General features: G+C 70.2%; 15 protein-coding genes. 10 read left to right on the forward strand and 5 right to left on the reverse strand.

Features of this window, described 5'->3' with window-relative positions:
• Positions 1–45 precede the first annotated feature (45 nt).
• Positions 46–1,485, reverse strand: a complete 1,440-nt coding sequence (locus tag OG594_RS10205; protein ID WP_266597388.1) for a regulator — start codon at positions 1,483–1,485, stop codon at positions 46–48.
• A gap of 173 nt (positions 1,486–1,658) precedes the next feature.
• Between OG594_RS10205 and OG594_RS10210 the strand changes: the two genes are divergently transcribed.
• From OG594_RS10210 to OG594_RS10230, 5 genes are all read left to right on the forward strand, one after another.
• Entirely contained in the window at positions 1,659–2,009 is a 351-nt protein-coding gene (locus OG594_RS10210) for a hypothetical protein (protein ID WP_266597390.1), read from the forward strand.
• A gap of 76 nt (positions 2,010–2,085) precedes the next feature.
• Positions 2,086–2,886, forward strand: coding sequence for a lipoyl(octanoyl) transferase LipB (gene lipB, locus OG594_RS10215; protein ID WP_266597392.1), 801 nt, complete (start codon positions 2,086–2,088; stop codon positions 2,884–2,886).
• A 109-nt stretch (positions 2,887–2,995) separates the two neighbouring features.
• Positions 2,996–3,943: a lipoyl synthase gene (gene lipA, locus OG594_RS10220; protein WP_030010915.1), complete on the forward strand. Its 948-nt coding sequence runs from the start codon at positions 2,996–2,998 to the stop codon at positions 3,941–3,943.
• Positions 3,944–4,205: 262 nt separating this feature from the next.
• A complete protein-coding gene (locus tag OG594_RS10225) occupies positions 4,206–4,403 on the forward strand; it encodes a hypothetical protein (RefSeq protein ID WP_030010916.1) in 198 nt (65 codons plus the stop codon).
• Positions 4,404–4,413: 10 nt separating this feature from the next.
• Complete coding sequence (locus OG594_RS10230; protein ID WP_266597395.1) at positions 4,414–5,112, forward strand: DUF4191 domain-containing protein; 699 nt, start codon at positions 4,414–4,416, stop codon at positions 5,110–5,112.
• A gap of 97 nt (positions 5,113–5,209) precedes the next feature.
• On the opposite strand, the gene OG594_RS10235 is transcribed toward OG594_RS10230, so the two are convergent.
• Entirely contained in the window at positions 5,210–5,677 is a 468-nt protein-coding gene (locus OG594_RS10235; protein ID WP_266597397.1) for an RDD family protein, read from the reverse strand.
• Positions 5,678–5,862: 185 nt separating this feature from the next.
• Between OG594_RS10235 and glnA the strand changes: the two genes are divergently transcribed.
• Positions 5,863–7,272, forward strand: a complete 1,410-nt coding sequence (gene glnA, locus OG594_RS10240; RefSeq protein WP_189736380.1) for a type I glutamate--ammonia ligase — start codon at positions 5,863–5,865, stop codon at positions 7,270–7,272.
• A gap of 148 nt (positions 7,273–7,420) precedes the next feature.
• Here the strand turns inward: glnA and OG594_RS10245 are convergent, their stop codons facing one another.
• A complete protein-coding gene (locus OG594_RS10245) occupies positions 7,421–8,278 on the reverse strand; it encodes a hypothetical protein (RefSeq protein ID WP_266597400.1) in 858 nt (285 codons plus the stop codon).
• A 276-nt stretch (positions 8,279–8,554) separates the two neighbouring features.
• Between OG594_RS10245 and OG594_RS10250 the strand changes: the two genes are divergently transcribed.
• From OG594_RS10250 to OG594_RS10260, 3 genes are all read left to right on the forward strand, one after another.
• Positions 8,555–9,985, forward strand: a complete 1,431-nt coding sequence (locus OG594_RS10250) for a hypothetical protein (protein ID WP_266597402.1) — start codon at positions 8,555–8,557, stop codon at positions 9,983–9,985.
• On the forward strand, positions 9,982–10,203 hold the full coding sequence (locus OG594_RS10255; RefSeq protein WP_266597404.1) for a hypothetical protein: 222 nt from the start codon (positions 9,982–9,984) through the stop codon (positions 10,201–10,203). Before OG594_RS10250 ends, OG594_RS10255 begins: the two co-directional genes overlap by 4 nt.
• A 219-nt stretch (positions 10,204–10,422) precedes the next feature.
• Positions 10,423–11,046 carry a hypothetical protein gene (locus tag OG594_RS10260; protein WP_266597406.1) on the forward strand — a complete coding sequence of 208 codons (624 nt, stop codon included), beginning with the start codon at positions 10,423–10,425 and terminating at the stop codon, positions 11,044–11,046.
• A gap of 87 nt (positions 11,047–11,133) precedes the next feature.
• Here the strand turns inward: OG594_RS10260 and OG594_RS10265 are convergent, their stop codons facing one another.
• Positions 11,134–11,790: a TetR/AcrR family transcriptional regulator gene (locus OG594_RS10265; protein ID WP_266597408.1), complete on the reverse strand. Its 657-nt coding sequence runs from the start codon at positions 11,788–11,790 to the stop codon at positions 11,134–11,136.
• A gap of 86 nt (positions 11,791–11,876) precedes the next feature.
• Between OG594_RS10265 and OG594_RS10270 the strand changes: the two genes are divergently transcribed.
• Complete coding sequence (locus OG594_RS10270) at positions 11,877–12,674, forward strand: SDR family NAD(P)-dependent oxidoreductase (RefSeq protein ID WP_266597411.1); 798 nt, start codon at positions 11,877–11,879, stop codon at positions 12,672–12,674.
• On the opposite strand, the gene OG594_RS10275 is transcribed toward OG594_RS10270, so the two are convergent.
• On the reverse strand, positions 12,675–13,193 hold the full coding sequence (locus OG594_RS10275) for a DUF4240 domain-containing protein (protein WP_030010629.1): 519 nt from the start codon (positions 13,191–13,193) through the stop codon (positions 12,675–12,677).
• Positions 13,194–13,359 lie beyond the last annotated feature (166 nt).

Consider the following 13,359-nt stretch of genomic DNA (forward strand, 5'->3'; position numbering starts at 1 on the left):
CGCTCGGGGGCGCTTCAGGGCGCTCCTGGATCCTGCAAGGGCGCTTCAGGACAGGGCGGCCACCCGGTCCCGGTAGGTCCGCACCGCCGAGGCGTCCCGGTACGGCTCCAGCCGCCGCTCGAAGTCCCGTACGTACTCCACCGCCCGCACCGACCGCATCTCCATCGCCTGCTGCGCCGCCTCCGCGCCCAGCGCGCACGCCTGGTCCAGCTCGCCCAGCCCCAATCGGGCCGTGGCCAGCACCACCCGGCAGAACAGCCGGGACCGCGCGTACGCCGGCCCCCGCAGCTGGAGGGACCGCTCCGCGTGCTGCGCCGAGGCCCGGTACTGCTGGAGGTCCCGGTGGCAGTGCCCGAACTCGTCCGCCAGCTGCGCCTCGTCGTAGAACCGGGCCCAGTGCGGGACGTCGTCCCCCGGCCGGGCCGCGCCCAGCGCGCGCTCGGCCCGCACCAGGGAGGCGGTCGACGCCCGGACCTCACCGAGGACCGCGTGTCCGCGCGCCTCCGCCGAGTGGAGCAGCGCCTGCACCACGGGCGGCGGGCCGGAGCCGACGCCCTGCTGGGCCACCCGGGCCAGCTGCACGGCCTCGCGGCCGTGACCGAGGTAGACCGCCTGCCGGCTCATGGTGACCAGCACGTACGCGCCGTACGGGCGGTCCGCGGCCGCCTGCGCGAGCCGTAGCGCCTGCACGAAGTACCGCTGGGCGAGCCCGTGCGCGGCGATGTCGTAGGACGTCCAGCCCGCGAGCCGGGTCAGATCGGCGGCGGCCGAGAACAGCCGCCGCCCGGTGGTCTCCCCGTAGGTCCCGCGGAGCATCGGCTCGGCCTCGTGCTCCAGGTAGCGCACCAGGGCCTGGCGGGCGTGCCCGCCGCCGTAGGCCTGGTCCAGGGTCCGGAAGAGGTCGCTGACCGATCTCAGCGCCGCGATGTCCCCGCTGGTCACGCGCTGCCCGGGGCCGCGGTCGATCTGGCGCTGCCGGGGCACCGAGGTCCGCCCTTGCAGCGGGACGCGGGCCGCGGAAGGTTCCGCGCCCCGGCCGACCCGCTCGTCGGCCCGGCCGATCAACCAGTCCCGGCTGGGCACGACCAGCCCGGCCGGGGTGAAGGCGATCTTCCGGAGCTCGGCGTGCGAACCGGAGTCCTTGCGCCACAGCCCGCTCGCGATGTCCACGGCCTCCTCCGGGGTGGCCGCGAACTCCAGCCCGGCGTACACGGGCGCGCAGGCGTCCAGCCCCAGGTCCTGGGCGGAGAGCCGGCGTCCGAGGCGGCGGGTGAAGACCTCGGCGATCAGCGCCGGGGTGGTCCCGCGGGGCTGCTGCCCGCGCAGCCATCGGGTCACGGAGGTCTTGTCGTACCGCAGGTCGAGACCGTGCTCCAGGCCTAGCTGGTCGACGCGGCGGGCGAGGCCGGCATTGGAGAACCCGGCTTCCGCGATCAGCGCCGCGAGCTGCCGGTTGGGGACGCGCTGGGCAGGTCGTTCCGTCATCGGCTCCACGGTTTCCTGACGTGACGGACCGGGGTCCCGGCCCTGTGAACGGCGTGAATGTAGCGGCGAACTTCGCCGATGCCGCCCTCTCTGCCCCACATTCATCCGATCGTGTGCAGAATGCGTAGGGCCCTTTACGGACCGGCCCCCTCCGCCCGCGTACGCTGCGGGCCATGACCCCTCGGCCCCACGGGGCGCACCTCCCCGAGGAGCGAACCGAATCCACCGTCCCGCTGTCCCCGCCCGAACTGACCGAGGCGGAGTGCCGGCGCTGCGGCACCTACATCGCGGGGCTCGACGGCCGGTACGCGTGCGGGGTGTGCGGCTGGGTCAACGACCACTCGGAGGGCCACCGGCGGCTGCCGCGCGCGGACGAGGACCCGGACCGGCCGCTCAAGGGGCGGCGCCGGCCGAAGCGGCTGCCGGAGCCCGTCCCGGAGCCCGAGACCGTGCCGGAGCCCGCGCCGGAGACCGTGTCCGAGCCCGTGCCGGAGACCGTGTCCGAGCCCGTGCCGGGGCCCTGAAGGGGCTCGCGCGGGCCGCCGTACCCTTGCTCAGTGAGGTACGTGCACACAGCAGGTTCAACGAGGAGGCGCTGCGGTGGCTGAGCTTGGGTTTGTCCATCTGGGCTTCGGGCCGGAATCCGTCGAGTACACCCGGGCCTGGGAAGAACAGCGCAGGGTGCACGCGGCCCGCTTCGCGGACGAGATCGAGGACACCTGCCTGCTGCTGGAGCACCTGCCGGTCTACACGGCGGGCCGGCGCACCGACCCCAGTGAGCGCCCGCTCGACGGCACCCCCGTCGTCGACGTGGACCGCGGCGGCAAGATCACCTGGCACGGCCCGGGCCAGCTGGTCGGCTACCCGATCATGAAACTGCCCCGCCCGGTGGACGTCGTCGCCCACGTCCGCCGCCTCGAAGAGGCCCTGATCCGCACCGCCGCCGAGTTCGGCGTGGAGACCACCCGGGTCGAGGGCCGCTCCGGCGTCTGGGTCCTGGGCGATCCCGTCGAGGAGCGCCCCAAGATCGGCGGCCTCTCCCTCGACCTCGACCCCCGGATGCACGACGAGGAGTTCGACGCGCGGCTGAACGGCCCCGAGTACGCCCCGTCCAACGCCGGCCAGCGCCGCGAGGACCGCAAGCTCGCCGCCATCGGCATCCGGGTCGCCAAGGGCGTCACGATGCACGGCTTCGCGATCAACGTGAACCCGGACAGCACCTGGTTCGACCGGATCATCCCCTGCGGGATCCGGGACGCCGGTGTGACCTCGCTCTCGTACGAACTGGGCCGGGAGATCGCCATCGCCGAGGTGCTTCCCGTGGTCGAACGGCACCTGAAGGGCGTACTGGAGCACGCGGAGCTGAGGCCCCGCGAGATAGAGCCGGCAGTGGGCTCCTAGCCCCCGGGAATGCGACCGGCCGCTCGCAGGTTGGCCGACGTAAGAGCGTACGAAATTACGGGCGTACCCTGGTGGGCGCCCGAACAATCGAAGTCACAGGGAGCCGGTCGTGTCCGCAGTCGCACCCGACGGACGCAAGATGCTGCGCCTGGAGGTCCGTAACGCCCAGACCCCCATCGAGCGCAAGCCCGAGTGGATCAAGACCCGGGCGAAGATGGGCCCCGAGTACACCAAGATGCAGGCCCTGGTGAAGGGCGAAGGACTGCACACGGTGTGCCAGGAAGCCGGCTGTCCGAACATCTACGAATGCTGGGAGGACCGCGAGGCCACCTTCCTCATCGGTGGTGACCAGTGCACCCGGCGCTGTGACTTCTGCCAGATCGACACGGGCAAGCCCGAGGCGCTGGACCGTGACGAGCCGCGGCGCGTCGGTGAGTCCGTGGTCACGATGGACCTGAACTACGCCACCATCACGGGCGTCGCGCGCGACGACCTGGCCGACGGCGGTGCCTGGCTGTACGCGGAGACCGTGCGCCAGATCCACCAGCAGACGGCGGGCCGCGAGTCCGGCCACACCAAGGTCGAGCTGCTGGCCCCCGACTTCAACGCGGTCCCGGAGCTGCTGGAGGAGGTCTTCGCCTCCCGCCCCGAGGTCTTCGCGCACAACGTCGAGACGGTGCCGCGGATCTTCAAGCGGATCCGCCCGGGCTTCCGCTACGAGCGCTCGCTCGACGTGATCACCAAGGCCCGTGCCTACGGTCTGGTGACCAAGTCGAACCTGATCCTCGGCATGGGCGAGGAGCGCGAGGAGGTCTCGCAGGCCCTGAAGGACCTGCACGAGGCCGGCTGCGAGCTCATCACCATCACGCAGTACCTGCGGCCCTCGCCGCGGCACCACCCCGTCGAGCGCTGGGTGAAGCCGGCCGAGTTCGTGGAGCTGGCGAAGGAGGCCGAGGAGATCGGCTACTCCGGCGTGATGTCCGGCCCGCTGGTCCGGTCCTCGTACCGGGCGGGTCGCCTGTACCAGCAGGCGATGGAGAAGCGCAGCCGAGTCTGAGCGCAGCCGAGTCTGACGCGTGGCGCGACTCTGTGTGTGAAGTCGCGCACAAAAAGCTACTAATGAGTAATACTGCATCGGCGCGGCCCCTAGGCTCTTTCCTGAGGAAGAGTCCGGCGGGCCGCGTCAGCGTTTGCAACGTGTCAATCACATTTGACCGACCGGTCACGCCCTGGTAACACCAGTCAGTGACGCTTGGTCCACGCACCGCACACACCGCTCGCATCACGCCGAGGCGAGCATCGTGAAAGGGATCGACACCATGCAGGCCGCGCCCGTACGCGCCATTGCCATCCCGACCCTCTCCGACGCCTTCCGGGGCATTGAGTCCCTGTTGATGAGCGGGGCCCGCCGCAACGCCTGGACGGCGGTCCTGGAGGACCGCAAGAGGGCCAAGGACCGGGTCGAAACCGAACACGTACTTGAGGCCGCGGCTACCCGAACCCCGCAGGCCACGTAAACTTCGCTGTATGGCGAGGAAGTCAAACGCAGAGACTGCTGCGAACCCCGGGCGACTGAAGCAGATCGCCCTGACGTACAAGATGACGCGCAAGGCAGACCCGAAGGTCGGTCTGATCGTCGCGGGCGTGGGCATCGTCACCTTCGGTGTCTTTCTCGCGATCGGCTTCCTGGTCGGGCACGAGATCTACCTGGGCATCCTCGGATTCCTGGTGGCGTTCCTCGCGATGGCGATCGTCTTCGGACGACGGGCCGAGCGGGCCGCCTTCGGGCAGATGGAAGGACAGCCGGGAGCGGCCGCGGCGGTGCTGGACAACGTGGGGCGGGGCTGGACGACCACCCCGGCCATCGCGATGACCCGGCAGCAGGACATCGTCCACCGGGCCGTGGGCAAGGCCGGCGTCGTGCTGATCGCCGAGGGCAACCCGAACCGCGTGAAGCCGCTGCTCGCGAACGAGAAGAAGAAGCTGGCCCGGATCATGCCGGACGTGCCGGTGCACGACTTCATCGTGGGCACGGGCGAGGGCGAGGTGCCGCTCAAGAAGGTGCGCACCACCCTGCTGAAGCTGCCGCGCGTCCTGGCCGGCCCGCAGATCACCGAGGTCAACGACAAGCTGCGCGCCATGGGTGACCTCATGAGCAACATGCCGCTGCCGAAGGGCCCCATGCCGAAGGGCATGAAGATGCCGCGCGGCGGAAAGATGCGCTGACCCGGTCACCTGATTTTCGTATACGACACAGGGGTGCCCCCCGAACCCGCGGGTTCGGGGGGCACCCCTGTGTCGTACGCGTTCCCCGCGGTCGGTCCTAGATGCGGACCTGGACCGCGCGGGCCAGCCGGTCGTGCAGGCCGCGGCCGTCGCGGTCCCAGATCAGCGCCGGGATGACCAGGGCCAGCAGCAGCGTGCGCAGGACCACCCGGACGATGCCGAGGCGGCCGCCAGACTCCGAAATCACCCGGAGGCCAAGGATCCGCTTGCCGGGGGTGAACCCCACGGTGCCCACCGTCAGGATGGTGAGGGCCACGAACAGCGCGAGGGTCCAGTTGCCCGCAGCGGCCAGGTTGCCGCCGGTGATCAGCCCGTAGGCAATCAGCTGGCAGCCGATCCAGTCGATCGCCACGGCGCCGAGCCGGCGCCCGAAGCGCGCCACCGAGCCGGGCCCCTGCTGGGGCAGGCCGAGCTGCTGACCCGGATAGCCGAAGTCGACGCCCATCTCCTCGGCGGCCGCGCGGGGGCCGGAGAGCCAGGATCCGATTGCCTGTCTGTTGTCCACCCGAACACGGTACCCGTGGCGCCGCACGGCCCTCCGGCCGGACCCTGGTTAACTTGTGCGAAACAAATGGGTCATGCTTGGGAAATCCCGTCTGCTTATGGTCGGGTCAGCGTGCGGCACCGCACTGACGCGCCACGAGCTATAAAGCCCGTCCCTCCCCCGGGGTCGGGAGTAGGAGGAGTTGGATGTTCAAGAACGCCGACGAAGTGAAGCAGTACATCGAGGAGAACGACGTCAAGTTCGTCGACGTCCGCTTCTGCGACCTGCCTGGTGTGATGCAGCACTTCACCATCCCGGCGCGAGCGTTCGACCCGGCGGAGGAGCTCGCCTTCGACGGATCCTCGATCCGCGGCTTCCAGGCGATCCACGAGTCCGACATGGCGCTGCGTGCCGACATCACCACCGCGCGTCTGGACCCGTTCCGCAAGGACAAGACGCTCAACATCAACTTCTTCATCCACGACCCGATCACGGGTGAGGCCTACAGCCGCGACCCGCGCAACATCGCGAAGAAGGCCGAGGCGTACCTCGCCTCCACCGGCATCGCCGACACCGCGTTCTTCGGCCCCGAGGCCGAGTTCTACGTGTTCGACAGCGTGCGCTTCGCGACCTCCGCGAACGAGGGCTTCTACCACATCGACTCCGAGGCCGGCGCCTGGAACACGGGCTCCGAGGAGAACAACCGTGGTTACAAGGTCCGCTACAAGGGTGGTTACTTCCCCGTAGCCCCGGTCGACCACTTCGCCGACCTGCGCGCCGAGATCTCCCTCGAGCTGGACGCCCAGGGCCTCCAGGTCGAGCGCCAGCACCACGAGGTCGGCACCGGTGGCCAGGCCGAGATCAACTACAAGTTCAACACGCTGCTCGCCGCGGCCGACGACCTGATGCTCTTCAAGTACATCGTGAAGAACGTCGCCTGGCGCAACGGCAAGACCGCGACCTTCATGCCGAAGCCGATCTTCGGTGACAACGGCTCGGGCATGCACGTGCACCAGTCGCTGTGGGCGAACGGCGACCCGCTGTTCTACGACGAGGCCGGCTACGCGGGCCTGTCGGACACCGCCCGCTACTACATCGGCGGCATCCTCAAGCACGCCCCGTCGCTGCTGGCGTTCACCAACCCGACGGTGAACTCCTACCACCGCCTGGTCCCGGGCTTCGAGGCGCCGGTCAACATGGTGTACTCGCAGCGCAACCGCTCCGCCGCCATGCGCATCCCGATCACGGGCTCGAACCCGAAGGCCAAGCGCGTCGAGTTCCGCGCGCCGGACCCGTCCTCGAACCCGTACCTCGCCTTCTCGGCGCTGCTGCTCGCGGGCCTCGACGGCATCAAGAACAAGATCGAGCCGATGGAGCCGATCGACAAGGACCTCTACGAGCTCTCGCCCGACGAGCACGCGAGCGTCCCGCAGGTCCCGACCAGCCTCGAGGACGTCCTCAAGGCCCTCGAGGAGGACCACGAGTACCTCCTGGCCGGCGGTGTCTTCACCCCCGACCTGATCGAGACCTGGATCGACTACAAGCGCACGCACGAGATCGCCCCGATCGCGCTGCGTCCGCACCCGCACGAGTTCGAGCTGTACTTCGACATCTAGAAGGCGAGGTCGGGTGACCTGAACCGGCCCCGACCGCCGGATCCTTGCCTGCGTCAGCACAGCAGTGGGGCCGCCACTCCGTCCGGAGTGGCGGCCCCACTGCTTTTGAGCCGTCGTCATCGGCGAGGGCTCCGGACCGGCGAGCCGGCTACGCTGCGGGCAGCTCGGGGATGCGCCACACGATCTGGAACCGCTCGGCGTCGGGAAACCCGAGCGGGGCCACCGGGCTGATCTGCTTGATCAGGTAGCCGAAGACCATGTGATGCGCCTCCTCCGACACCTCGCCCCAGGTGTCCGGAGTCACGATCATCACCTCGCGCATCAGGCTCAGATCCGACTCGTTCTCGAGCATTTCCGCCCGGTCGTCCCTGTCCATTGCCTCGTCGGCGCGCATGGCACGGATCGACTCCGCGAGGAGGTTCGGCTCGCGGCCGAGTCGCCGCAGGATCTCGTGGCAGCCGTACTGGAAGGCCGCGTGAGCCTCCATGGCCTCCCGGTCGGGATTGCAGTAGCCGTACGGCGCACCCTCCTCCGCTCCGACGTAGTCACCCTTCAACGTGTGCAGGAGGACCCTCAGTGCGTGTTCGGCTCCCTGCTCCTCGATCAGCCGCGCCATTCCGTGGACCCATTGGTCCTCGGGTATCAGCGGCTCGTGCGGGACGGTGAGCGAGGGATGGATCTCGATGGCGCTGAAAGGGTTGACCAACGCGCCCATGACCAGCTCCGGCGTCCACGTGCCGTCCCCACCTCCCCAGCCGCCGTGGACGAGCTCCTGGAACGACTTCAGTGCGCCGGAGTCCCCCTCACTGATCGTGCGCCACAGCAGCAGGAACCTGGCCGTCTCGGACTCCTCGTCCCGGGGCGGGCTGCACAGTCCGGCCAGGACGACGACGATGTCGTGGACGGTCTCCCAGCGCGGTACCCGTATCCCATTGAGGGCGGAGCGAACGGTCTCGTGGCTGGCGTCCGATAACTGGTCGTCGCGGCTGCGGATGAGCGCGCTCACCTTCCGGAAACTCAACCGGCCTGCCGAGCGGTGCAGCTCCTGCAACGCTTCTGCCAACTCACGGTGTCGCCCTGCCGGTTGGGTTGGGGTGGGAGCGGTCAAGGGGATTCCTCCCTCTTCGCGGTGTCAAGTTCCGTCAACACGGTAGAAGCTGCAGGCCAGGGCCGAGTCAGTATGCGTCAAGTTCGCCGGTCGGCCCGCCAAACCGTGACTCGCGGCCGAGCGGCGCATGGAGAAGGCGCCGACGGAGCGCCTTCGCCCAAGGAGTTGCCGCGCATGCACATCCCTGCCTATGCCCATGACGCGATCCGCGCCGCCGCGTTGCCCAGCATGCCCACGTCTCGGCAGGTGGGCGGCTTGGACTGCTGCCTCTGCGACAAGCCGTTCGGCAAGGACCTCGCCGCCGTACCGCTCGGGCCGACGCCTACGTCCGGGCTGTTCGGGTGCCGCCCCTGTCTGACCCGATCGGTCACCCGGGCGCGACGGGCCCGCGACGCCGCGCGGACCCACGACGCCGAGCGGGCCCGAGCGGAATCCGCGGCCTGGATGCCGGTGCGCGAACGCCACCTCGCCCGGCTCGACAGCGTCCGGCAGGCCGCTGAGGCCGTGGCGGGGCTGGCGCGGGGGACGGAAGTCGAGGCACTGCGCGTCGCCTGGCTACTGGTCTCGCTGGAGTCCGCGTACACCTGGGTCCCCGACGCTCCGGAGCCACCCGCTTCTGTGGAGCGTACGGATGCGGAGATGAAGGACGAGGCCTTCCGGCTCGACCTGGCCATGATCGCGGCACGGGAGGCGGTGGCGGAGCGGCTGGCTTATCACCTTCTCAACGAAGCGCAGCCCGAGGAGCCGGAGATGTGCGAGGAGTTCGAATGCCCGGAAGAATGTTCGGGACGCCACGACTCCACACACATCGACTGCGGGCCGGACGCGGTCTTCGAAGATCTGGCGGATCACGACATCACCGTGGAGCAGCCCGAGCCCGAACCCTTGGCGCCTCGAATCGCGGCCCTCTTGGGGAGGCCGGAGGTCGAAGAGAAGCATGTGCCGCTTCCGGACATCGAGGAGCAGGCCCTCCTCGTCCTGGCGCACTCCGGGATCGACGCGGATGACACGGACGCCCTGGTGAGCGCGGCGGCGGTGGGCCTGGTGGCCGACGCATGGCGAGAGGGGCCTTTGGACGTGATCCACGCGGCCGACGACGGGCCGAGAGACGGGGAGATCTTCGCTCAGAGCATCGATCTGTACCGCAGGGCGCGCGCAGCCCTGGTGGCCGCCAAGGACGACGGGCCCGAGGTGTTGCTCGCGTTCGTGGCCGTGGCCTCGAACGTGGACCTTCCCTGGGCCGGTGGCTCGCGCTTCGCGCTGCGGACGGTGTCCGCATCTACGGCGGAGTTCGTCCAGCACGTCGACGGCCGGGTCCGGTTCACCGCGGAGGTGATGCGTGAACAGGGGTGGCGCGCGGGACTGCTGCACAGGGCCGCTTCGGCCGTGTCCAAGGCTCCCGCTCACTTCGCAATGCCGGGCTGGCCCGGCGCCGTCGCCTCGGCGATGGAACGCCTCGCCCTTCTTGACCGGTCGGGTGCGCCCGGGGCGCTGGCCGACCTCGCGGCGGTGGAGGCCTCGTTGCTGGACGCGCCCGACCGGCTGGGGGCGGACGCCCTCGACTGGATTTCTCGCCAGGCGCTGCTCGGTCGGCGCGCCTCGTGAACTGGGACGACCTCAGCCTGATCGTCCTTGCCGCCTTCGGGTGCCTCACGCTCCTGCTGCTCCAGGTGGGCGAGGTGCTGGCGAAGCTTCCGCAGATCATCCGTGCTTGGCGGCACGTACGGAACGAGCTGCGCAACGGGGCGGATCATGACTGCCGGCGGGCCTCGCAGGAGTGCGACGACCGTGGAGGGCCGTCCGCACGGAGTACCGATGAGTAGCCGCTCGACGCCCTCGCTGTGTGGCGCCTGGTGCACCGGTTGTGCAGAAGCAATTCCATGCTGTGCTTCGACCTCTGAAAATGCCTGATGGGAGGCCCCCCGCCAGGCTCCACGGAGCGCGGCGGGGGGCCTTTCCGCTTTGACAGGTCCGCATGGGCGAGTGAGGGTGGAAATGACCTAAAAGCCCTATAAGCGAGACATGTGCGGAGGTGCATGAAAATGCGCCGTAAGATCGTTGCGGCAGCCATGGCGGGCGCCGCGGGAATCGCGATAGGTCTGCTGCCCGTCGCCAGCGCCTCGGCTTCGGTCGTCACGGGTAGCGGCGGTGGCGGGAACGGTGGCTACGACTGCTACCGGTACCCCTCGAACCGATCCGACGCCCGGTGGGACGCCTGCTGCAACCACGACTGGCGCAACCGTCCCAGCTGGTGCTGGGACCGGGGCGGTGTCGGTGGATACAACGACAACTGGCGCGACAACCACAACTGGCGCGACTCGAACTGGTCGAACTGGAACGACTCCGGCCGCGGTGGCAACGGTGACTGGGGCCACCACGACGACTGGGGCAACGGTCGCGGTGGCAACGGTGACTGGGGCAACGGCCGTGGTGGGGACGGCGGTCGCGGTGGCGACGGCGGCGGTAACTGGGGTGGCGGCGGGGGTGACGGCGGCGGTCGCGGTGGCGACGGCGGCGGCAACTGGGGTGGCGGCGGGGGCGGCGACGGCGGCGGTAACTGGGGTGGCGGCGGCGACGGCGGTCGCGGTGGCGACGGCGGCGGCGGCAACTGGGGTGGCGGCGGAGGAGGGGGCGGCGGTGGCGGAGGCGGCGGCTGGGGTGGCTGAACCCCGACCTGAAGCCCAAGGCCATCGACCCGGCCCGACCCGGCCCGATGCGATGCCTGCGATGCCTGCGATGCCCCTGGTCCTCCCCTAGCGGAGGAGCAGGGGCATCGCCCCTGTGAGGTCGCGCAGGCAGCGGACCGCGAGTTCCGCCGGGGATCCGGGGCCCGAGACCGGGGCCTGCGTCGTCGACCACAGCTCCAACGAGACGCGGATCGCGTCCGTGGCCGCCGCCGCGAGCAGACGCACCTCCAACGGGTCCGCCCCCGGGCCCGCCAATCGGGAGATCACCGGGACCAGGTGTTCCTCGGAGTCCTGGTTCACGCGGTACCACACCGCGCGCAGGGCCTGGTCGTCCGCCGCCGCGCGCAGGAGGCCGCGGGTCACCTCCAGGCCCTCCTCGACCGCCTGCTGTCCGCTCAGGGACCGGGTGACCGCGCGTTCCAGCGCCTCGCCGAGCGGCGTGCCGGGGTCCTCCTCGGCGAGCAGGGCGCGCCAGGCGTCACCGCCTCCCGCCAGCAGTGGGGCCACCGCCTCCTGCTTGTTGCGGAAGTAGCGGTAGAAGGTGCGCAGGGCCACCCCCGCCCGGTGGGCGATGTCCTCGGCGGTGGTGCCGTCGGGGCCGTGTTCGGCGAACAGTTCGCAGGCCGCGCGGGCGATGTCGAGCTGGGTGGCGGCCTTGCGGCGCTCGGTCAGCGACTGGGCTCCGGGGCCGGCCTGGGGAGAGTACGGACGAGGGGATTTCACGGGTGAAGCGTACCCCTCGCCCACCTTGTCGATTACATTCTTTGTCATCATGGCAAAACGTGCCATTGCTTGGGTACGCTCGCGCCATGAACCGTTACGAAGGACGTCGCGTCCTCATCACCGGCGGTGGCTCCGGCATCGGCCAAGCCACCGTCCACCGCATCCTCGCCGAGGGCGGCCGGGTCCACACCGTGGACGTCAACGAGGCAGGTCTGAAGGCCACCGCCGACCAGGCCGCTGCAGGGGGGCACCTCCCAGCGGTAGCTGGGGGAGGCCACGCGGCCCGGCTCACCACCGCGCTCCTCGACATATCCGACGAGAACGCCGTCAAGGAGGGCGTGGCCGCCGCGGTCGGCGTCCTCGGCGGGATCGACGTACTCGTCAACGCCGCGGGCATCCTGCGCTCCGCGCACACCCACCAGACCACCCTCGACCTGTGGAACCAGGTCATCGGGGTCAACCTGACCGGCACCTTCCTGATGATCCGCGAGGCCCTGCCGGCCCTGCTGGCCGCGGACCGGCCGGTCGTCGTGAACTTCAGCTCCACCTCGGCGTCCTTCGCCCACCCCTACATGTCCGCCTACGCGGCCAGCAAGGGCGGCATCCAGTCCATGACCCACGCACTGGCCGCCGAGTACAGCAAGCAGGGCCTGCGCTTCGTCAGCGTCGCACCCGGCTCCATCGAGAGCGGCATGACCACCGGCACCGGCCCCGGCCTGCCGGAGGACACCGACTGGTCCCTCTTCACCAAGCTGGCCCCGGCCCTCGGCCAGGGCTTCGCCGGCCCGCAGACCGTCGCCGGCGTCGTCGCCATGCTGGGTTCCGAGGACGGTGCGTTCATCACCGGTACGGAGATCCGCATCGACGGCGGCACGCACTACTGATCAGGCGCGGAACCGGTCCCACAGCCGGGGGAAGCGCTCCGCGAGCACGGCTTCGTTCTCGAAGTCCAGCGGGGCGCCCTCCGGCTCGGCCGCCTGGAGCGGGATGCCCAGGTCCGGCGCCACCGCCCCGGTCAGCTGCTCGTACGCCTCGTCGGCCGCGTACCCCAGCTCCTCGCCGTCCCCGTCGATCTCCTCGTCGAAGTCGCCCAGCAGCTCCGCCAGCTGGTCGGGATCGTGCACCCCGCCCTCGAACACCTCCCGCCCCTGGCCGATCAGCCAGCAGCGGAAATAGTCGAAGGCGTCGTCGCTCGCCCCGTCGAGCAGCACCCAGGCCGCACCCCACAGGTCCCAGGTGTACGCCCGGTTGTACCGGGACTCGAAGTGGCGGGCGAAGTCCAGGACGGAGTCCGGGTCGAGCAGTGCGAGCCGCTCCACGAGCAGCTCGGCGTGTTCCTCGGGGTCGCCGTCGGCGGCCTCGCGGGTACGGTCGACGATCTCCCAGAACTCCGTCTCGTCCATCACCGCTCCAGCATCACGGGTCCGCCCCCCGGCCGCCACCGCGCATACGGCCAAAGGCCGGTGTCCCACGCGCCTCACACGGCTCGGGTCACCGGGAAACGCCGTGAGGCGGCCCCTCCCCGAAGGGACGGGCCGCCTCACGGACGGGCACGGTCAAGGCCGGCGG

The organism is Streptomyces sp. NBC_01214 (genome assembly GCF_026340975.1).
Classification (GTDB): Bacteria; Actinomycetota; Actinomycetes; order Streptomycetales; family Streptomycetaceae; genus Streptomyces.